The following is a 19,122-nucleotide window of genomic DNA, read 5'->3' on the forward strand; positions in this document are numbered from 1 at the left end:
ACGACGCGGGGCCGCCCCCTCGCGGGGACGGCCCTCGATGCGTCCGGAGTCAGATCCAGTCCAGCCGCCACAGGCGGTACACGCCCGTGCCGTCCGTCAGGTACTGGCCGCCGCCCACGTCCTCCGTGGTGACCGTGTATTCCTTGCGCTGCCACAAGGGGATGAGGGGGACGTCCTCGGCGATGGCGCTCTGGATCTGCTGGAAGTCGGAGGCGGCGCGGCTCCGGTCGGCGAACTGCTGGCTCTTGCGGATGAGCTGGTCGACCGTCTTGTTGCTGTAGCCGGTGGCCATGGTGGAACCGGTGCCGACCAGCGGCTGCCCGAAGGTGTCGGCGTCGGGGTAGTCGGCGACCCAGCCGACGGCCCAGGCGTCGAGCTTGCCCGCGGCCATGCGCTCCTGGAAGTCCGTCCATTCGTAGCCCTTGACGTCGACCTTGAACAGGCCGTCCGCCTCCAGCTGCTTCTTCAGCGCCGCGGCCTCCAGCTCACCGGGACCCTGGCCCTTGCCGTAGGCGAAGGTGAAGTGGACCGGCAGGCTCACCCCGGCCTCGGTGAGCAGGGCACGCGCCTTCTGCGGGCTGTGTGTCGGGTAGGTGTCGAAGAAGGACGTGGTGTGGCCGGTGATACCGGTCGGGATCAGGGAGTACAGCGGGTCGACCGTGCCCTGGTAGACCGTGGCCGCCAGCTGCTCCCGGTTGACCAGCCAGGCGACCGCCTGCCGCACCCGCACGTCGTGCAGCGGGGAGCTCGCGCGGGTGTTGAGGTACAGGTTGCGGGTCTCCGACGAGTCGGACTCGGTCACCCGCTCCTTCGGGTCGCTCGGGTTCAGAGCGGCGAGCACGTCCGGCGGCAGCGTACGCGACGCCACGTCGACGTCCTTCGCCTTCCACGCCGCGTTCAGCTTCGCGGAGTCGGCGTAGTAGCGCAGCTCGATCGGGCGGCCGGTGGAGCCGAGGTAGCCCTTGTAGGACGGGTTCGGCGCGAGCCGGGCCTCCTGGCCCTTGGTGTACGAGGTGAGCCGGTAGGGACCGGTGCCGTCGACCGCGGAGTCCTTGCGCAGCGAGTTCGCCGGATAGGTGTCCCGGTCCACGATCGCGCCCGCGCCGGTGGCGACCTTCAGCGGGAAGGTGGCGTCCGGCTCCGACAGGTGGAAGGTGACGGTGTGCGTGTCGTCGGCGGTCACCGAGGAGAGGTCGGCGAGCAGCGAGGAGGGGCCGACGTCGGAGTTGATCCGCTTGACCCGGTCGAAGGAGAACTTCACGTCCTCGGCCGTCATCGCCCGCCCGCTGGGGAAGGTGATCCCCGCGCGCAGGGTGCACCGGTACGTCTTCGTGTCGCTGCCGACGAAGCCACAGCTCTTCGCCGCGTCCGGCACCGGCTGCACGCCGTCCGGCTCGAACGTCATCAGTGTCTGGAACACGTTGCTGAACAGGGCCCAGGACCCCGCGTCATACGCCCCGGCCGGGTCGAGCGAGGTGACCGCGTCCGTCGTTCCGACCGTGATGGTCCTGTTCTTGTTCTCCTGTGACGGCAGCAGTTTCCAGCCGCCGATGCCCACGATCGCCAGCACGAGCAACGTCACGACAATCCGCATGCGAACAGATCGCACGGTGGTGCCCTCCCCAGACCCTTGTGAGGTCCTACCCCTGGTCAGCACAAATCCCGCCACTCCCCTGAGTGACGCGGCTCACCCAATCACACGTGTTTCGGCGTGTGAAGGGCTTTCTGACCAGTTGTGGAAGAACTTGCCCAAGACGTTGTCTCCGCCCGGCGCTCGCCGCGCCTTCACGGCGTCTTCACAGGCGGCCGAGGAGATTCCGGTCACATGCGCGACGGCTCCCGGCGCAGGGCCCGTAGACCGCGCAACCCGATGACCCCGATGGCCGTCCCCAATACGAAGGAGACGATCGCCAGCACCAGGTGCACCCAGAAGTAGGCGGTCGGACGACCGTCATGGAAGGCAAGACCGCTGCCGTCCTTGACCAGGTTCTTTACGAAAGTGACCCAGATGAACCAGCTCCACACCCCGAAGGCGAGCAGGAACCAGGAGACCGGGCGGCTGAGTTTCATACCTCCAGTATCCGGGGTGCGCTTCCGTGACAGGGGCTGGGGCAGGTCCTCCCGAACCGCTGCGGGTACGTTCTCGGTCGTGCCCGCTCCCATGAACACCGCCCGGCGATCACTGCTGGCCGGCGCCGCGACCCTGCTGTCCCTCGCCGTCACCGCGCCCGCCGCCCTCGCCGCCCCGGCCGCCGGCCGGACCCCGGCCGCGACACCCCCGGCCCATATGTCGACGCTCGGCGGTGCCCGGCTCGGGCGGCCCGGCAACCAGGTGAACCTCGCGCCCGGGGTCCCCGTGCTGCCCAAGGACCTGACCGCGCGCTCCTGGATCGTCTCCGACGCCCAGACCGGCGAGGTGCTGGCCGCGCACGACGCGCACTGGGCACTGCCCCCGGCGTCCACGATGAAGATGCTGTTCGCGGACACCCTGCTGCCCCGCTTCCCGCGGACGACCGAGCACAAGGTGGCCGCGAAGGACCTCGCCGGGATGGGCGAGGGCTCCAGCGTGGTCGGCGTGCGGGCGGGCCGGACCTACAGCGTGCGCGACCTGTGGCTCGGGGTGTTCCTGCGCTCGGGCAACGACGCGGTGCACGTGCTGTCCGCGATGAACGGCGGCGTCGCCCAGACCGTCCGGGACATGCAGCAGCACGCGGACGAACTCCAGGCCCTGGACACCCATGTGGTCTCCCCCGACGGCTACGACGAGCCGCACCAGGTGTCCTCGGCCTACGACCTCACCCTGATCGCCCGCTCCGGGCTGCAGAAGAAGGACTTCCGGGACTACTGCTCCACGGTGAGCGCCGACTTCGGGGGCGAGCGGATCCGCAACACCAACCGGCTGCTCAGCGGCGACACCGACGTACCCGTCTACCAGGGCATCGCGGGCGTGAAGAACGGCAACACCACGCACGCGGGCGCCACCTTCACCGGGGTCGCCCAGCGCGGCAGCCGGGTGCTGCTCGTCACCGTGATGAACCCGCAGAAGCGGGAGCACAACGAGGTCTACAAGGAGACGGCGAAGCTGTTCGACTGGGGCTTCCAGGCGGCCGGCAAGGTCGAGCCGGTGGGCGAGCTGGTGCCGCCGCGGAGCGCCGCGTCGGCGAGTGCCGCGCCGGGCGGCCCGCCCACGGCGTCGGCGCCGGCCGGCCAGGCCGGTTCCAGGCCGACCCCGGCCGCCGCGACCGGCTCCCGGGGGATCGGCACCGCGCTCGCCCTGGTGGGCGGGCTGCTGGTGCTGCTTGCGGGCGGGGTGTTCCTGGTCAACCGCCGGTGGCCGCTGCCGGACCTGATGCACCGTCGGCCACGGCCTTGACCTTCGCCGTCCGGCCCGGGGTGGCCGTCCAGGCGGCGCAGAACAGAACCAGTTTGGCGGTGAAGTTGATCCACAGCAGCAACGCCACCGGGACCCCGAACGCGCCGTACATGCTCTTCGCGGCGACCCCCTGGATATAGCCGCTGAGCAGCAGCTTCAGCAGTTCGAAGCCGACCGCTCCGAGCAGCGCCGCGACCACCAGGCGGCGGCGCGGCGGCTCCGCCCCCGGCAGCAGGGTCAGCACGTAGAGCAGGACGAGGAAGTCGGCGAGCACGGCGACGGCGAAGGCGACGGCCCGCAGCAGCGCGGTGCCCCAGCCGTGCTGGGCGAGGCCCAGCTGGTCGGAGACCCGGCCGACGGCCGCCGAGGCCAGCGTGGACGCGGCGAGGGTGACGAGCAGGGCGCCGCCGAAGCCGATCAGGATGCCGGCGTCCTTGGCCTTGGCGACCAGCGGGTTCTGCTCCTTGTCCGGCAGCTCCCAGACCGTGCGCAGGCAGTCCCGCACCTGGCCGACCCAGTTGACGCCGGTGAGCAGCAGCACGGCACCCGCGATGACACCGACGGTGCCCGCGTTCTGGACCAGCGTGGTGATGTCCAGCTGCTGGGAGACGACCCCCGGGAACTGCTCGGCGACCTTGTGCTCGACGTTCTGCTGCTGGGCGGGGCTGAGCGTGGCGGCGGTGACCGCCGCGGCCACGGTGAGCAGCGGGAACAGCGCCACGAAGCTGACGAACGTCATCGCCGCCGCCAGCCGGGTCCACTTCACCCGGTCGAGGCGCTCGTACGCCCGCCATGCGTGAGTGGCCGTCAGCCAGGTCACCAGCGGCCCGACGACGGGCAGTCTCTTCAGCCAGTCCATGATCCGTCCCTGCCCTGTGTGTGACGTCCCATGTCCGGGTACGCGCAACGGTTCGCGCACGGAAGTCCGGCCATGACACTTTCGAGTGATCTTCGCCCCTGCGGGGTGACGTTCCTGGGCGAAGAGCGCACTTCCGGACGATACGGTCACGGGCATGCCTGTGAAGGACGCCCTCGCCCTGCCCCAGTCCATGCTCGTCCTCGGCGGCACCTCCGAGATCGGGCTCGCCACCGCCCGCCGGCTGATCGCCCGCGGCGCCCGCACCGTATGGCTGGCCGGCCGGCCCTCCCCCGCGCTTGAGCAGGCCGCCGAGAGTCTGCGCGCCCTCGGCGCGGACACCCGTACGGTCGGCTTCGACGCCCTCGACCCCGCCTCCCACGAGACCGTGCTCGGCAAGGTCTTCGCCGAGGGCGCCATCGACCTGGTGCTGCTCGCCTTCGGCGTCCTCGGCGACCAGGCCCACGACGAGCGCGCGCCGCTGCGTGCCGTGCGGGTCGCCCAGACCAACTACACCGGGGCGGTCTCCGCCGGCCTCGTCGCCGCGGGCGCCCTCCAGGCCCAGGGCCACGGCGCACTCGTCGTCCTGTCCGCCACCGCCGCCGAACGCGCCCGCCGCGTCGACTTCATCTACGGCTCCAGCAAGGCCGGTCTCGACACCTTCGCCCAGGGCCTCGGCGACGCGCTGTACGGCACGGGGGTGCGGGTGATGGTCGTACGCCCCGGCTTCGTGCGGACGCGGGCGACCGCGGACCTGCCCCGCGAGCCGTTCGCCACCACCGCGGCGGCGGTCGCCACCGCGATCGAACTGGGCCTGCGCCGGGGCGCGGAGACGGTGTGGGTGCCGGGGGTGCTGCGACCGGTGACGGCCGCGCTGCGGCACCTGCCCCGGGCGCTGTTCCGCAGACTGCCGCTCTAGCCGGGACGTGCCTACCGGCTGGCGATGGTCCCGCGGCCGATGTCGGCGGGGCCCGCCTGAGGCGGTACGACGGAGCCGCCGAAGGTGTACTCGCGCAGCTGGCGCCACACCCCGTCCGCGCCCTGTTCGTACAGCGCGAACCCGTTGCACGGCCACTCGGCTTCGAAGCCGGCCAGCTCGGCGAAGGCGCGGTCCATCGCCGCGTCCTCGATGCCGTGCGCCACGGTGACATGCGGGTGGTAGGGGAACTGGAGCTCGCGGGCGCAGGGCCCGGTGCTCTCGCGGACCCGCTGCTGGAGCAGGGCGCAGTCCTCGGCGCCCCGCACGACCCGGACGTAGACCACCGGGGAGACGGGCCGGAAGGTGCCGGTGCCGTGCAGCCGCATCGGGAACGGGCGGCCGGTGGCGGCCACCTGGAGGAGATGGGCCTGTACGGCGGGCAGCGCGGCGCGGTCCACCTCGGTCGGCGGCAACAGGGTGACGTGGGTGGGGATGCCATGGGCCGCGGCGTCGCCGAAGCCCGCGCGCCGCTCCTGGAGCAGGCTGCCGTGAGGCTCCGGAACCGCGATCGACACGCCGATCGTTACGGTCCCCACGTCGTCTCCTGTCGTCGCGTCCGTCGTCTGCTCGGCCGACTCGTACGGGCCTTCGGCATCGACTGTACGGCCATGGGTGTTCCGTGGGCAGGCGCAACGGAAGTGATGTGCAGCGCTCTGCCCACGGGGGCGTGCGAACGGTCGTGCGCCTTCGCGCCGGTTCCGTGCCTCTCGGCGCGGGCCGTGCCGTCCGGTGCTCCGGCCGGCGCTCCGGTCAGTGCTTCGCCGGCAGGAAGCCGACGCGGTCGTACGCCTGCGCGAGGGTCTCGGCGGCGACGGCGCGGGCCTTCTCGGCCCCCTTGGCGAGGATCGAGTCGAGGGTCTCGGCGTCGTCCAGGTACTGCTGGGTGCGCTCCCGGAACGGCGTCACGAACTCGACCATGACCTCGGCGAGGTCGGTCTTGAGCGCGCCGTACATCTTGCCCTCGTACTCCTGCTCCAGCTCGGCGATCGACTTGCCGGTGAGGACGGAGTAGATGGTGAGCAGGTTGGAGACGCCCGGCTTGGCCACCGCGTCGTAGCGGATGACGGTGTCGGTGTCGGTGACCGCGCTCTTGACCTTCTTGGCGGTGGTCTTCGGGTCGTCCAGGAGGTTGATCAGGCCCTTCGGCGTGGACGCCGACTTGCTCATCTTGATCGACGGGTCCTGGAGGTCGTAGATCTTCGCCGTCTCCTTGAGGATGTACGGCGCCGGGATCGTGAACGTCTGCCCGAAGCGGCCGTTGAAGCGCTCGGCCAGGTCCCGGGTCAGCTCGATGTGCTGGCGCTGGTCCTCGCCGACCGGCACCTGGTTGGCCTGGTACAGCAGGATGTCCGCGACCTGGAGGATCGGGTACGTGAACAGGCCGACCGAGGCGCGCTCGGCGCCCTGCTTGGCGGACTTGTCCTTGAACTGGGTCATGCGGCTGGCCTCGCCGAAGCCGGTGAGGCAGTTCATCACCCAGGCCAGCTCGGCGTGCTCGGGCACATGGCTCTGCACGAACAGGGTGCAGCGCTCCGGGTCCAGGCCGGCGGCGAGCAGCTGGGCGGCGGCGAGGCGGGTGTTGGCCCGCAGCTCCTTGGGGTCCTGGGGCACGGTGATCGCGTGCAGGTCGACGACCATGTAGAAGGCGTCGTGGGTCTCCTGGAGGGACACCCACTGGCGGACGGCGCCGAGGTAGTTGCCGAGGTGGAACGAGCCGGCGGTGGGCTGGATACCGGAGAGCACGCGAGGCTTTTCAGCAGGGGCCATGCCGCCCATTCTCTCATCGGCTGAGGGTGGGATCGGCCCGGGAGGCGGGGGCCGCGGGGCGTCGGGGACCGCGGACCGTGGGTGGCCGGTCGCGCCCCGTGGCAAAGCCGCGTACCGGACACGGCCCCGCGCCCCGGGGCACGGCCCCCGCCCGCCTCGATCAGCCCAGGTCGACCTCGGGGTAGAGCGGGAAGCCCGCGACCAGGTCCGCCGCGCGCTTCGCGATCTCCTCGGAGACCTTCTCGTCCAGGACGTGGGACGCCTTGCTCGGGGCGCCGGACTTGGTGGTGCCCGGTTCGGTGGTCGTGAGGACGCGGTCGATCAGGCCGGCCACCTCGTCCATCTCCGCCGTACCGAGGCCGCGGGTGGTCAGGGCCGGGGTGCCGACGCGGATGCCGGAGGTGTACCAGGCGCCGTTGGGGTCGGCCGGGATGGCGTTGCGGTTGGTGACGATGCCGGAGTCCAGGAGGGCGGCCTCGGCCTGGCGGCCGGTGAGGCCGTAGGAGCCGGCGACGTCGATGAGGTTGAGGTGGTTGTCGGTGCCGCCGGTGACGAGGGTCGCGCCCCGGCGCATCAGGCCCTCGGCCAGCGCGCGGGAGTTGTCCACGATGCGCTGCGCGTAGTCCTGGAACGCGGGCTGCCGGGCCTCGGCCAGGGCGACCGCCTTGGCGGCCATGACGTGCGGCAGCGGGCCGCCGAGGACCATCGGGCAGCCGCGGTCGACCTGGTCCTTGAGGGAGTCGTCGCACAGCACCATGCCGCCGCGCGGGCCGCGCAGCGACTTGTGGGTGGTGGTGGTGACGATCTGCGCGTGCGGCACCGGGTCGAAGTCGCCGGTGAGGACCTTGCCCGCGACGAGACCGGCGAAGTGGGCCATGTCGACCATGAGGGTCGCGCCGACCTCGTCCGCGATCTCGCGCATGATCCGGAAGTTCACCAGACGGGGGTACGCCGAGTAGCCCGCCACGATGATCAGCGGTTCGAACTCGCGGGCCTGGGCGCGCAGCGCCTCGTAGTCGATGAGGCCGGTCGCGGGGTCGGTGCCGTAGGAACGCTGGTCGAACATCTTGCCGGAGATGTTCGGGCGGAAGCCGTGGGTGAGGTGGCCGCCGGCGTCCAGGGACATGCCGAGCATCCGCTGGTTGCCGAAGGCCCGGCGCAGCTCGGCCCAGTCCGCGTCGGAGAGGTCGTTGACCTGGCGGACGCCGGTCTTCTCCAGGAAGGGGACCTCGACCCGGTCGGCGAGCACGGCCCAGAAGGCGACGAGGTTGGCGTCGATGCCGGAGTGCGGCTGGACGTAGGCGTGCCGGGCGCCGAAGAGTTCCCGGGCGTGCTCGGCGGCCAGGGACTCCACGGTGTCGACGTTGCGGCAGCCCGCGTAGAAGCGGCGGCCGACGGTGCCCTCGGCGTACTTGTCGCTGAACCAGTTGCCCATCGCGAGGAGGGTGGCCGGGGAGGCGTAGTTCTCGGAGGCGATCAGCTTGAGCATCGCGCGCTGGTCGGTGACCTCCTGGCCGATGGCGTCGGCGACGCGCGGCTCCACGGCGCGGACCACGTCGAGGGCGGCACGGAAGGCGGTGGACTCGGTGGACAGGGGCTGCTCTGGCATGGGGACCTCCGGACGGGTGCGTTTCGGCGTTCACGTTCGGCCCAGGCGCACGGCACTGATTCCCGCAAGGCCGCTCCCCGATGGTCCGTCCCATCCCAGCGCGCCAGTCACGGCCCGTGGCTCAGCGTACCGGCCGGGCCGGAGGGGGGAGATCCGGCGTCCACCATGCGGGCGAGGCGGGCCAGCCGTCGGCGGGGCCGGCGTCAGAGGATCACATGGGGCGGGAAGCGCGCGTACTCGTCGGTGACGGGCCCCGTCGACTCGCGGATGCCGAGGCCCGCGGGCTCGCCGCCGACGCCCCGGGCGCCGAGGCCGAGGACGACGTGGCCGCCGTCTCGCCGAGCGCCCGGAGCCATGGCCGGTTTCGGCCATGTTCGTGTCTCCCCCGTGTGCGTCGTGCGGCACGGCAGGCCTGGAGACGGGTGTGAGAACCGGCCAAGGGGGGTGGGCATGACAGGAAGGCGGCGGGGCTCCCTTAGAGTCCCTTTGTGCTCTTTGGAATGGTGTGCGCCCTCGGCGCGGCGGTCTGTTTCGGTACCGCGACGGTGTTGCAGGCGGTGGCGGCGAGGCAGGCCGGTCCCGGTGCGGGCGGTGAGGCGGCGCTGCTGCTGCGCGCGTTGCGGCAGTGGCGGTATCTCGCCGGGCTCGCGCTGGACGGGCTGGGGTTCCTGTTCCAGATCGCGGCGCTGCGCTCGCTGCCGATCTACGCGGTCGGCGCCGCCCTCGCGGCCAGCCTCGCGGTGACGGCGGTGGTCGCGGCGCGGCTGCTGGACGTGCGGCTGCGCGGCATGGAGTGGGGTGCGGTGGGCGTGGTGTGCGCCGGGCTCGCGATGCTGGGGCTGGCCTCCGGGCCGGAGGGCGGCAAGGAGGGGTCGGACACGCTGCGGTGGGTGATGCTCGCGGTGGCGGTGGGGCTGCTGCTGCTCGGGCTCGCGGGCGGGCGGCTGTCCGGTCCGGCGCGGGGGCTGGTGCTCGGGCTCGGCGCCGGGTTCGGGTTCGGGGTGGTCGAGGTGTCGGTCAGGCTGATCGACAGCCTCGCGCCCACCGCCCTGCTCACCAACCCCGCGACGTACGCCCTGCTGATCGGTGGCGGCGCCGCCTTCATCCTGCTGACCTCGGCCCTCCAGCGCGGCTCGGTCACGACGGCGACGGCCGGGATGGTGATCGGCGAGACGCTCGGCCCCGCGGCGATCGGCGTCGTCTGGCTCGGCGACCGCACCCGGGAGGGCATGGCCTGGCCGGCCGTGCTGGGCTTCGCCGTGGCCGTGGCGGGCGCACTGGCCCTGGCCCGCTTCGGCGAGGCCCCGACGGCGGAACCGGCGGAACCGATCGCGGCAGGCTGACGGACCGACGACGGAACCCGGCGAGCGGGCCACCCAGCAGCGACGGCCGGCGGCAGAGACCGGCGGGCGGGCACCCGGAAACGACGGACCGACGGCCGAAACCCGCGGAACAGCGCCCGGGAGCTGACGGACCGGCGGCCGGGAACGCCCGGCCGGGCGGCGGGAAGTGACGGACCGGCCGCGCCCTCCGCAGCGCAACCGGTCCGCGCACCATCCTGCGCCAACCGCACGCCCGTGGCCAGGAAGTTCATTTTCCGGAACCGGATTTTCAGGAACGTAGACTTCCGATATTTGCCGGGCCGGTGAAGCGGGCCGCGCCGAGAGGGAGCCGGGAATGGGCAGGGAAGCCCTGCGGTCGCTGCTGCGGCACAAGCGCTCGCTGATCGACCCCGTCGAGCTGGGCCGGCCCCGCCGCACCGGCCGCGGCCGGCGGCCCGCCGGGCTCTCCCAGGCCCAGGTGGCGCACACGCTGTACGTCTCCGAGCGCACCTACGCGCAGTTGGAGCGGGGCGACATGCCCTCCCCCGCGCCCGAGTTCCTCGACGCGGTCTCCACCGTGCTGCGCATGTTCCCCCGGCGCGAGCGCGCGGAGCCGGAGTTGCCCGAGCGCAACGTGATGCGCTGGACGCTGCTGCGCGAGGAGGCGCGCGAGCACCACCTGCTGGACTGGGCGGAGCGGTGGGCGGCACCGGTCGCGGCCCAGTTGCGCGCGGCGGTCGCGGCCCACCCGGACAACCCCGACCTGCGGCGGCTGGACGCGGAGGTGAACGACGCCCCCGCCGCGCGGGGCCTGGTGGCCCTGTGCGCCGCGCAGCCGCTGGGTTCGCCCGGCGCCCGGTTCTTCCACCTGGTCTTCCGCCCGGTCGCCGGCTGACCCGGCCCCCTCAGGGCAGCACCCTGCACAGCGCCTCCAGCGCCCCCGTCCACCCGCTGTCCGGAGGCGTGCCGTATCCCACCACCAGCGCGTCCACCGGCTCGGCGACGGCCTCGGGATGGCGGTGGAAGGAGAGGCCGTGCAGGGCGAGCCCCTGCCAGGCGGCGGCCTGGACGACGGAGGACTCGGTGCCCGGGGGCAGCCGCAGCAGCACGTGCAGACCGGCGGCGACCCCGGTGACCCGGACGCCGGGGGCGCGTTCGGCGACGGCCGCGGCGAGGGCGTCGCGGCGGCGCCGGTAGCGCAGCCGGGCGGCGCGGACCTGGCGGTCGTACGCGCCGGAGGTGAGGAACTCGGCGAGGGTGAGCTGTTCGAGCACGCCCACGGTGTCGACGTGCCCCTTGGCCGCGATCACCTCCTCGGCGAGGGCGGGCGGCAGCACCATCCAGCCCAGCCGGATGCCGGGGGCGAGGGACTTGCTGGCGGTGCCGAGATAGACGACGCGGTCGGGGTCGAGGCCCTGGAGGGCGCCGACGGGCTGGCGGTCGTAGCGGAACTCGCCGTCGTAGTCGTCCTCCAGGACGAGGGAGCCGGTCCGCCGGGCCCAGTCGACGACGGCCGTGCGCCGGTCGGGGTGCAGGGGCATGCCCATGGGGAACTGATGAGCGGGGGTGAGGAGTACGGCGCCCTCGGTGGTCAACGGGCCCGGGTCGGTGCCGAGTTCGTCCCAGGGCAGCGCGGGGGTGGCGAGACCGGCGGCCTGGAGGAGGCCCCAGTAGACGTCGAGGCCGTACGACTCGACGGCCACCGAGCGCACCCCGCGGGCGCGCAGCACCGGGCCGAGGAGGCGCAGGGCGTGCGAGAAGCCCGCCGTGACGACCAGGTCGTCCGGGGCGCAGCGGACGCCCCGGACGCGGGCGAGGTAGCCGGCGAGGGCGGTGCGCAGTTCGACGCGGCCGCGCGGATCGCCGTACCCCAGCGCGTCGTTGGGCGCGGTGGCCAGGGCGCGGCGGGCGGCCCTGGCCCACTCGGCGCGCGGGAACGCCGCCAGGTCGGGGGTGCCGGGGACGAGGTTGTGGGTGGGCCGGGCCGGGACGCGCGGCCGGCGGCCGGGGCCGCTCGGCGGGACCACGGTGCGTTCGGCGACCCGGGTGCCGGAGCCCTGCCGGGCGGTGAGCCAGCCCTCGGCGACCAGGTCGGCGTACGCCTCGCCGACGGTGTTGCGGGCGATCCCGAGATCGGCGGCGAGGGCCCGGGAGGAGGGCAGCCGGGTGCCGGGGGCGAGCCGGCCGGTGCGGACCGCGTCGCGCAGGGCGTCGGTCAGTCCCCGGCGCAGCCCGCCCGGGCCGGCCGGCTCCAGATGCAGGTCGACGCCCGAAGTGGCCCAGGATTCCGCCATGGAAATGGACCATACTCCTGGGCTGCCCGGCTCCTACGGTTGAGGCATGGACAAGAACGAGAACGCCGAGTACGCCACCGAGCACGCCCCCCGCCTGAACTGGAGCGAGCACGCCCCGGACGTGTACAAGGCGATGGTCCGGCTGGACATCGCGGCCCGTCAGGGGCTGGACCCGAAGCTGCTCGAACTGGTGAAGATCCGCGCCTCGCAGCTCAACCACTGCGCGTTCTGCCTGGACATGCACACCAAGGACGCGCTCGCGGCCGGGGAGAGCGTGGAGCGGATCGTCCAGCTCGGCGCGTGGGAGGAGTCGCGGCACTTCTACACGGAGAAGGAGCTGGCGGCGATCGAACTGACCGAGGCGATCACCGTCCTCACCGACGGCTTCGTGCCGGACGAGGTGTACGAGCGGGCCGCCAAGCAGTTCGAGGAGTCCGAGCTGACCCGGCTGATCGCCTCGATCACGATGATCAACGCCTGGAACCGGTTCGGCGTCACCGCCCGGATGACCCCGGGCCACTACCAGCCGGGCCAGCACCGGTGACCGGCACCGTGGAGGTGCTCCGCGCGCTGCACCGGGGACGCCCGCCCGGGGACCCGCTGATCCTGCCCGGTCCGTGGGACGCGGCCAGCGCGCGGGCCCTCGCCCAGGCGGGGTTCGAGGCGCTGGCCACGCCGAGCGCGGGTCTCGCCGCCGCGCTCGGGTACGTGGACGGCGAGACCCCGGCGGACGAGATGTTCGCGGCGGTCGCCCGGATCACGCGTGCGGTGGACGTGCCGGTCACGGCGGACATCGAGGACGGGTACGGGATCGCGCCCGGGGAGCTGGTGGAGCGGCTGCTGGAGGCGGGGGCCGTCGGCTGCAACATCGAGGACTCCGCCCGGGGCACGCTCAAGGACCCCGGGGAGCACGCCGACTACCTGGCCGAGTTCTGCGCGGCCGCCGCGGGCCGGATCTTCCTCAACGCCCGCGTCGACGTCTTCGTGCACGGCGACGGCAACCCGGAACGGGCCGTCGAGCGCGCCGCGTCGTACGTCGCGGCCGGTGCCGAGTGCGTGTACCCGATCATGGCCCCGGTCGCCGTACTGCCCCTGCTGCGGTCCGGTGTCGAGGGCCCGCTGAACGCGCTGGCCCTGCTGACGCCGGACGGCCCCTCACCCGCCGCGCTCGGCGGACTCGGGGCCACCCGGATCACGTTCGGCCCGCAGCTCCAGCGCAGGGCCACGGCGGCGGCGGCCGAAGCCGCCACCGGGCTGCGCTAGGACAGCCACTGCTTCCAGGTCGAGGGGTGGCTGTCCACCCACTTCTTGGCGGCCTCGTCCGGGGACAGCTTGTCCTGGGCGATCAGCAGGGAGACCTCGTTCTGGTCGTCGGTGGTCCAGTGGAACTTCTTCAGGAAGTCGGCCGCCTTGCCGCCCGACTTGGCGAAGTCCGCGTTGAGGTACTTCTGGAGCGGGGTCTGCGGATAGGCGCAGGTGATCTTCGCCGCGTCCGCGTCGCAGCCGTCCTTGTACGGCGGCAGCTTCACCTCCGTCATCGGGACCTTCTTGAACAGCCACTGCGGCGAGTACCAGTACGTCAGGAAGGGCTTCTTCTCCCTGGCGAACTGCTTGATCTGGGTGATCTGCGCGGCCTCGGACCCGGCGAAGACGACCTTGTAGTTCAGCTTCAGGTTCTTCACCAGGGCCTTGTCATTGGTGACATAGGACGGGGAGCCGTCCATCAGCTGGCCCTTGCCGCCGCTCTCCGCCGTGCGGAAGAGCGAGGCGTACTTGTTGAGGTTGTGCCAGTCCGTGATGTCGGGGTGCTGCTTGACGAGGTACGTCGGCACGAACCAGCCGATGTGACCGGTCACCCCGAGATCGCCGGCCCGCGCGATCGTCTTCTTGTCCTCGACGTAGCGCTTCTCCTGGTCGGGGTGGCCCCAGTCCTCCAGGATGGCGTCGACCCGGCCCTGGCTCAGCGCGTCCCACGCGGGCACCTCGTCGACCTGGACGGTGTCGACGCGGTAGCCCAGCTTGTGCTCCAGCAGGTACTGGGCGACGGCGACGTTGGACTCGGCGCCGACCCAGGACTGCACGGAGAGCGTGACGCTCTTGCCGCCGCCGTTGTGGGCGAACGGGCTGGCCTGCTTGGTCATGTCGGCGGCGCCGCAGCCGGTGGTCAGCCCCAGCACGGCGAGCGCGACGGGGATCGTCGTACGCAGTCGGATCCGCATGTCAGGCTCCCTTCCCCGGGCGGCGTTCGGTCGGCTGGGTCACCCGGTCCAGCATCAGGCCCAGGCAGACGATGGCGGCACCGGCCACCAGACCGGTCGCCAGGTCGCCCTGGGCGAGGCCGTAGGCGACGTTGTAGCCGAGGGCGCCGCCGCCGACCAGACCGCCGATGATGACGACCGCGAGGACCAGGACCACGCCCTGGTTGACGGCCAGCAGCAACGCGCGCCGGGCGAGCGGGATCTGGACCTGCCAGAGCTGCTGTCGGCCGGTCGCGCCGAGCGAGCGCGCCGACTCCAGCGCCGCCGGGTCGACCTGGCGCAGGCCCTGCGTGGTGATGCGGACGACGGCGGGCAGCGCGTAGACGACGGCCGCGGCGACCGCGGGGGCGCGGCCGACGCCGAACAGGGCGACGACCGGGATCAGGTACACGAACTGCGGCATCGTCTGGAAGACGTCCAGGACCGGGCGCAGGGCGCGCTCGACGCGGTCGCTGCGGGCTGCGGCGATGCCGACGGCGAAGCCGAGCACGAGGGTGACGGCGACGGCGGCCAGTACCTGGGAGAGGGTGTCGAGGGAGGGCTCCCACACGCCGAGCACGCCGATCGCGGCCATGGCGAGCACGGCGGTCAGGGCGGTGCGCCAGGTACCGATCACCCAGGCGAGGGCGGCGACGATCAGCAGCAGCGACCACCACGGCAGCCACTGGAGGCCGTCCCGGACCGGGTCCAGGACCCAGGTGGTGAAGTGGGCCGCCCAGTCGGCGGTGCCGCCGACGACCGGGACGCCGGAGTAGAGGTGGCTGGTCATCCAGGCGACGGCGCGGTTGACCGGCGCGGCGATCTCCACGTTCCAGCCGACCGGCCAGTCGAGCGCGCCCAGCAGCCGGGCGGCGAGGGCGGCGGCCGCGGTGACGGCGAGGGCGTAGAGCCATCCGATCGTCCGGGGCGCCTTCGCCCCGTCGGCACCGGCCGCGCCGGTCACCCGGTCCAGGACCACGGCGAGCAGCACGATCGGGATGCCGGCGGCGAGGGCCTGGCCGACGTCGACGGTGGACAGGGCCTGGTAGACGCGGTCACCGAGACCGCCGGCGCCGATGACGGAGGCGATGACGGCCATGGAGAGGGCCATCATGATCGTCTGGTTGAGGCCCAGCAGCAGTTCCTTGCGGGCCAGCGGGATACGGGCGGTCAGCAGCCGCTGGCGGCGGGTGGCACCGAGCGACTCCACGGCCTCCAGGACCTCGGGGTCGGCGCCGCGCAGGCCCAGCGCGGTGAGGCGGGCCATGGGCGGGGCGGCGTAGACGACGGTGGCGAGGACGGCCGCGGGGACGCCGATGCCGAAGACCAGGACGACGGGGAGGAGGTAGGCGAAGGCCGGGAGGACCTGCATCGTGTCCAGGACCGGGCGCAGGGCGCGGTCGAGGCGCGCGGACAGACCGCCGGCGAGACCGAGGACGAGGCCGACGAGCACCGAGGCGAGGACGGCCGCGACCATCAGCGCGAGGGTCTGCATCGTCGCTTCCCACATGCCGAGCGCGCCGCAGGCGAGGAACGCGGCGGCGGTACCGGCGGCGAGGCGGGGTCCCGCCACACGCCAGGCGACGAGGGCGCCCAGCGCGGTGACGCCCGGCCAGCCGAGCGCGAGGAGGGTGACGTAGACCGCGTGGACGGAGAGGACGACGGCGTTGCTGATGTAGCCGAAGAAGTAGAGGAAGAGGGGGTGGGTGTCGCGGTTGTCGATGATCCAGTTGCTGGCGTCGGTCAGCGGCTGGGTGAGGCTGACCGTGAGGTGGTGCGGCCAGGCGCGGCCGTGCAGCAGCGGGAGCAGGACGGCCGTGACCAGGGCGAGCAGGAGGAGCTTGCCGACGGCTCTGTTGCGCAGGACGGCGGGGGTTCTGGTGCGCAGGGCGGGGACGGTGAGGGTAGCCATCAGACGGCCTCCGGGGTGGAGGTCGCCGGCTTCTCCGCCCGCGCGTGCTCGCGGGGCTCGGTGGCCGTGTCCTTCGGTATCGGGCCGGCGGTGGGACCGCTCGCGGTCGCGGACGTGCTGTCCACACCCGCGACGACGCCCAGCAGCTGCTCGTGGCCGACCACGCCCAGGCACTTGCCCTCGTCCATCACACGGGCCGGTTCGCCGGCGCGGGCCACGGCTTCGATGGCCTCGGCGACCGTGGCGTCGGGGCTGACGGCGGGGCCGCTGCCGGTCTCGTCGGCGGGGGCGGCGGGACGCATGGCCGTACGGGCGGTCAGCACCTGTTCGCGCGGCACGTCCCGGACGAACTCGCGGACGTAGTCGTCGGCCGGGGAGCCGACGATCTCCTCGGGGGTGCCGAGCTGGACGACCTGGCCGTCGCGCATCAGGGCGATGCGGTCGCCGAGCTTGAGGGCCTCGCTGAGGTCGTGGGTGATGAAGACCATCGTGCGGCCCTCCTCCTGGTGGAGGCGGGCGACCTCGTCCTGCATGTCACGGCGGATGAGGGGGTCGAGGGCGCTGAACGGCTCGTCGAAGAGCAGCACCTCGGGGTCGACGGCGAGCGCGCGGGCGAGGCCGACGCGCTGGCGCTGACCGCCGGAGAGCTGGCCGGGACGGCGGTTCTCCATGCCCTCGAGGCCGACCTTGGCGACGATCTCGGCCGCGCGCTCGCGGCGCTCGGCCTTGCCGACGCCCTGGATCTCCAGGCCGTAGGCCACGTTGTCCAGCACGGTGCGGTGCGGGAGCAGGCCGAAGTGCTGGAAGACCATCGCGGCGCGGTGCCGGCGCAGTTCGCGCAGCCGGGACTTGTCCATGGCACGTACGTCCTCGCCGTCGATGGCGATGGTGCCCGCGGTCGGCTCGATCAGCCGGGTCAGGCAGCGTACGAGGGTGGACTTGCCGGAGCCGGACAGGCCCATCACCACGAACACCTCGCCCTTGCGGACGTCGAAGGAGACGTCGCGGACGGCGGCGGTGCAGCCGGTGCGGGTGCGCAGCTCGGCCGCGTCGAGGGCGCCGAGTTCGGGGTCGGCGGGGACGCGCTCCGGCTTGGGGCCGAAGACCTTCCACAGGCCGGAGACCGAGAAGACCGGCTCGTCGCCCTGGGCGGTGGGGGGCTTGCGGGTGGGGACGGTGGTGGTACTCATCGGCGATCGCCTCCGATCAGATCGACGGCCTTCTCCCCGACCATCAGCACCCCGATCATCGGGTTGACGGCGGGAATGGTCGGGAAGACGGACGCGTCCGCGATGCGAATGCCGTCGAGACCACGGATCTTCAGCTCCGGGTCGACCACGGCGCGTTCGTCGTCGGCCGCGCCCATCCGGCAGGTGCCGGCGGGGTGGTAGACGGTGTGGTGGGCCTTGCGCAGCAGCTCGCTGAGCTGCTCGTCGTCGGTGACCTCGGGGCCGGGGAAGACCTCGCGCTTCAGCCAGCCGGCGAACGGCTCGGTGCCGGCGATCTCGCGGGCGATCTTCACTCCGTCGACGAGGGTCCGCGCGTCGTAGCCGTCCTCGTCGGTGAAGTACCGGAAGTCGAGGGCGGGCTTGGTCTCGGGGTCGGCGCTCGTGAGGTAGAGCCGGCCGCGGGCGCGGGACTTGGGGATGTTCGGGGTCATCGACACGCCGTGCTCGGGGCGTTCGTAGCCCAGCCGCTCGGGGTTGTCGGTGAAGGGGATCTGGTAGAAGTGGAACATCAGGTCGGGGGCGTCGAGCGACTCGTCCCGGCGCACGAACAGCGCGGCGTCGGAGTCCATCGCCGAGTTCTCCGGCAGCGGCCGGTTCGTCTCCCACACGATCACCGACTCGGGGTGGTCCTGGAGGTTCTCTCCGACGCCCGGCAGGTCGTGCGTGACCGGGATGCCCAGCTCTTCGAGGTCCCGCTTCGGGCCGATGCCGGACAGCAGCAGCAGGCGCGGCGAGTCCACGGCGCCGGCGCAGACGACGACCTCCTGGCGCGCGCTGATCAGCTGCTCCGCGCCGTCCTTGGTGCGCACGTGGACGCCGGTGGCGCGCTTGCCGTCCAGCTCCAGCTTGTACGCCCAGGTCTCCAGCAGCAGCGTGAGGTTGGGGCGGTCGCCGGCCTCGATGTGCGGGTGCAGGTAGGCGACGGAGGCGGAGGACCGCTTGTTGTTCTCCGGGTGGTAGGCGAGGTCGAGGAAGCCGACGCCCTCGTGGAACGGCTTGTCGTTGAAGCCGATCACCTCCGGGACGCCGATCGCGCTCTTGGCCGCGTCGATCCAGTCCTTGGCGATGGCGTTCTGGTCCTTGTCGGCGACGCGCACGATGTTGTTGCGCAGCCGGGCGTAGTACGCCTCCATCGGGACCGCGCCCCAGCCCCTGGCACCGGCCTGCTCCCACTCGTCCCAGTCGGAGGGCAGCGGCTTGAAGGAGATCAGGGTGTTGTGCGAGGAGCAGCCGCCGAGGACCTTGGCGCGGCTGTGCAGGATGTGGGAGTTGCCGTTCGGCTGCTCGACGGTCGTGTACTCGTAGTCGAGGTCGCCGCCCAGCAGGCCCAGCCAGCGGCGCAGGGTGAGGACGTCCTCGCGGTCGATGTCGCTCGGGCCGCCCTCGATGACGGCGACGGTGACGTCGGGGTCCTCGGTGAGTCGGGAGGCGATGACCGAGCCCGCGGTGCCGCCGCCGATGACGACGTAGTCGTAGACGTGGGGGGTGTGGGACATGGGGTGCTGCTCCAGGGTGTCGGGAAGTCTCGGGGCCCGAACGGGGGC

General features: G+C 72.5%; 17 protein-coding genes, 1 pseudogene and 1 riboswitch. Of the genes and pseudogenes, 6 read left to right on the top strand and 12 right to left on the bottom strand.

Annotated elements, in window-relative coordinates; translation table 11 throughout:
* Positions 1-49: 49 nt before the first annotated feature.
* Positions 50-1,594, bottom strand: coding sequence for an ABC transporter substrate-binding protein (locus tag VT52_RS07685; RefSeq protein ID WP_046417910.1), 1,545 nt, complete (start codon positions 1,592-1,594; stop codon positions 50-52).
* A gap of 227 nt (positions 1,595-1,821) precedes the next feature.
* Positions 1,822-2,070 carry an SCO4848 family membrane protein gene (locus tag VT52_RS07690; protein WP_046417908.1) on the bottom strand — a complete coding sequence of 83 codons (249 nt, stop codon included), beginning with the start codon at positions 2,068-2,070 and terminating at the stop codon, positions 1,822-1,824.
* Positions 2,071-2,149: 79 nt separating this feature from the next.
* On the opposite strand from VT52_RS07690, the gene VT52_RS07695 reads away from it, so the two are divergent.
* Positions 2,150-3,373, top strand: coding sequence for a D-alanyl-D-alanine carboxypeptidase family protein (locus VT52_RS07695; RefSeq protein WP_046417906.1), 1,224 nt, complete (start codon positions 2,150-2,152; stop codon positions 3,371-3,373).
* Here VT52_RS07695 and VT52_RS07700 read toward each other — a convergent pair.
* Positions 3,321-4,232, bottom strand: coding sequence for a YihY/virulence factor BrkB family protein (locus VT52_RS07700; protein ID WP_046417904.1), 912 nt, complete (start codon positions 4,230-4,232; stop codon positions 3,321-3,323). The genes VT52_RS07695 and VT52_RS07700 overlap by 53 nt on opposite strands.
* A gap of 160 nt (positions 4,233-4,392) precedes the next feature.
* Here VT52_RS07700 and VT52_RS07705 point away from each other — a divergent pair, with 160 nt between their 5' ends.
* Complete coding sequence (locus VT52_RS07705) at positions 4,393-5,148, top strand: decaprenylphospho-beta-D-erythro-pentofuranosid-2-ulose 2-reductase (RefSeq protein WP_046417901.1); 756 nt, start codon at positions 4,393-4,395, stop codon at positions 5,146-5,148.
* A gap of 11 nt (positions 5,149-5,159) precedes the next feature.
* Here VT52_RS07705 and VT52_RS07710 read toward each other — a convergent pair whose 3' ends face one another.
* The 4 genes and pseudogenes from VT52_RS07710 to VT52_RS37510 form a co-directional block, all read right to left on the bottom strand.
* Positions 5,160-5,744 carry a 2'-5' RNA ligase family protein gene (locus tag VT52_RS07710; RefSeq protein ID WP_046417900.1) on the bottom strand — a complete coding sequence of 195 codons (585 nt, stop codon included), beginning with the start codon at positions 5,742-5,744 and terminating at the stop codon, positions 5,160-5,162.
* 214 nt (positions 5,745-5,958) lie between these two features.
* The gene (trpS, locus tag VT52_RS07715) at positions 5,959-6,975 is read right to left on the bottom strand and encodes a tryptophan--tRNA ligase (RefSeq protein ID WP_420856266.1); all 1,017 of its coding nucleotides are present in this window, start codon (positions 6,973-6,975) and stop codon (positions 5,959-5,961) included.
* Positions 6,976-7,135: 160 nt separating this feature from the next.
* Positions 7,136-8,584, bottom strand: coding sequence for a glycine hydroxymethyltransferase (locus VT52_RS07720; RefSeq protein WP_046417895.1), 1,449 nt, complete (start codon positions 8,582-8,584; stop codon positions 7,136-7,138).
* Between the two features lie 32 nt (positions 8,585-8,616).
* Positions 8,617-8,705, bottom strand: a riboswitch (ZMP/ZTP riboswitch).
* 82 nt (positions 8,706-8,787) lie between these two features.
* Positions 8,788-8,937: pseudogene (locus tag VT52_RS37510) on the bottom strand (glutathionylspermidine synthase family protein); the annotation flags it as partial.
* Between the two features lie 147 nt (positions 8,938-9,084).
* Between VT52_RS37510 and VT52_RS07725 the strand changes: the two are divergent.
* Both VT52_RS07725 and VT52_RS07730 read left to right on the top strand, forming a co-directional pair.
* Positions 9,085-9,927, top strand: a complete 843-nt coding sequence (locus VT52_RS07725; protein WP_046417893.1) for a DMT family transporter — start codon at positions 9,085-9,087, stop codon at positions 9,925-9,927.
* 334 nt (positions 9,928-10,261) lie between these two features.
* On the top strand, positions 10,262-10,801 hold the full coding sequence (locus VT52_RS07730) for a helix-turn-helix domain-containing protein (RefSeq protein ID WP_046417891.1): 540 nt from the start codon (positions 10,262-10,264) through the stop codon (positions 10,799-10,801).
* 10 nt (positions 10,802-10,811) lie between these two features.
* Here the strand turns inward: VT52_RS07730 and pdxR are convergent, their stop codons facing one another.
* A complete protein-coding gene (gene pdxR, locus VT52_RS07735) occupies positions 10,812-12,200 on the bottom strand; it encodes a MocR-like pyridoxine biosynthesis transcription factor PdxR (protein WP_046417890.1) in 1,389 nt (462 codons plus the stop codon).
* Between the two features lie 46 nt (positions 12,201-12,246).
* On the opposite strand from pdxR, the gene VT52_RS07740 reads away from it, so the two are divergent.
* The gene (locus VT52_RS07740) at positions 12,247-12,744 is read left to right on the top strand and encodes a carboxymuconolactone decarboxylase family protein (RefSeq protein WP_046417888.1); all 498 of its coding nucleotides are present in this window, start codon (positions 12,247-12,249) and stop codon (positions 12,742-12,744) included.
* Positions 12,741-13,463: an isocitrate lyase/PEP mutase family protein gene (locus tag VT52_RS07745; protein WP_079174907.1), complete on the top strand. Its 723-nt coding sequence runs from the start codon at positions 12,741-12,743 to the stop codon at positions 13,461-13,463. The genes VT52_RS07740 and VT52_RS07745 overlap by 4 nt, the downstream gene beginning before the upstream one ends.
* Here VT52_RS07745 and VT52_RS07750 read toward each other — a convergent pair.
* The 4 genes from VT52_RS07750 to VT52_RS07765 are packed head-to-tail and all read right to left on the bottom strand — an operon-like array spanning position 13,460 to position 19,074.
* Positions 13,460-14,413, bottom strand: a complete 954-nt coding sequence (locus VT52_RS07750; protein WP_420856268.1) for an ABC transporter substrate-binding protein — start codon at positions 14,411-14,413, stop codon at positions 13,460-13,462. The two genes, VT52_RS07745 and VT52_RS07750, sit on opposite strands and share 4 nt — an antisense overlap.
* A gap of 7 nt (positions 14,414-14,420) precedes the next feature.
* Positions 14,421-16,349: an ABC transporter permease gene (locus tag VT52_RS07755; protein ID WP_079174908.1), complete on the bottom strand. Its 1,929-nt coding sequence runs from the start codon at positions 16,347-16,349 to the stop codon at positions 14,421-14,423.
* Positions 16,349-17,539 (bottom strand): quaternary amine ABC transporter ATP-binding protein, encoded by a 1,191-nt coding sequence (locus VT52_RS07760; RefSeq protein WP_079174909.1) that lies wholly within the window; start codon positions 17,537-17,539, stop codon positions 16,349-16,351. The genes VT52_RS07755 and VT52_RS07760 overlap by 1 nt, the downstream gene beginning before the upstream one ends.
* Positions 17,536-19,074, bottom strand: a complete 1,539-nt coding sequence (locus tag VT52_RS07765; protein WP_046417884.1) for a GMC family oxidoreductase — start codon at positions 19,072-19,074, stop codon at positions 17,536-17,538. The genes VT52_RS07760 and VT52_RS07765 overlap by 4 nt, the downstream gene beginning before the upstream one ends.
* Between the last annotated feature and the right edge of the window lie 48 nt (positions 19,075-19,122).

The organism is Streptomyces malaysiense (genome assembly GCF_000980885.2).
Taxonomy (GTDB): Bacteria; Actinomycetota; Actinomycetes; order Streptomycetales; family Streptomycetaceae; genus Streptomyces; species Streptomyces malaysiense.

What these genes read in the sequence shown, in the direction of transcription:
- VT52_RS07720 (WP_046417895.1), bottom strand. Translation starts at nt 8,584, where the DNA reads ATGCCAGAGCAGCCCCTGTCCACCGAGTCCACCGCCTTCCGTGCCGCC.
- trpS (WP_420856266.1), bottom strand. Translation starts at nt 6,975, where the DNA reads ATGGCCCCTGCTGAAAAGCCTCGCGTGCTCTCCGGTATCCAGCCCACC.
- VT52_RS07725 (WP_046417893.1), top strand. Translation starts at nt 9,085, where the DNA reads ATGGTGTGCGCCCTCGGCGCGGCGGTCTGTTTCGGTACCGCGACGGTG.
- pdxR (WP_046417890.1), bottom strand. Translation starts at nt 12,200, where the DNA reads ATGGCGGAATCCTGGGCCACTTCGGGCGTCGACCTGCATCTGGAGCCG.
- VT52_RS07730 (WP_046417891.1), top strand. Translation starts at nt 10,262, where the DNA reads ATGGGCAGGGAAGCCCTGCGGTCGCTGCTGCGGCACAAGCGCTCGCTG.
- VT52_RS07690 (WP_046417908.1), bottom strand. Translation starts at nt 2,070, where the DNA reads ATGAAACTCAGCCGCCCGGTCTCCTGGTTCCTGCTCGCCTTCGGGGTG.
- VT52_RS07755 (WP_079174908.1), bottom strand. Translation starts at nt 16,349, where the DNA reads ATGGCTACCCTCACCGTCCCCGCCCTGCGCACCAGAACCCCCGCCGTC.
- VT52_RS07685 (WP_046417910.1), bottom strand. Translation starts at nt 1,594, where the DNA reads ATGCGGATTGTCGTGACGTTGCTCGTGCTGGCGATCGTGGGCATCGGC.
- VT52_RS07740 (WP_046417888.1), top strand. Translation starts at nt 12,247, where the DNA reads ATGGACAAGAACGAGAACGCCGAGTACGCCACCGAGCACGCCCCCCGC.
- VT52_RS07760 (WP_079174909.1), bottom strand. Translation starts at nt 17,539, where the DNA reads ATGAGTACCACCACCGTCCCCACCCGCAAGCCCCCCACCGCCCAGGGC.
- VT52_RS07700 (WP_046417904.1), bottom strand. Translation starts at nt 4,232, where the DNA reads ATGGACTGGCTGAAGAGACTGCCCGTCGTCGGGCCGCTGGTGACCTGG.
- VT52_RS07765 (WP_046417884.1), bottom strand. Translation starts at nt 19,074, where the DNA reads ATGTCCCACACCCCCCACGTCTACGACTACGTCGTCATCGGCGGCGGC.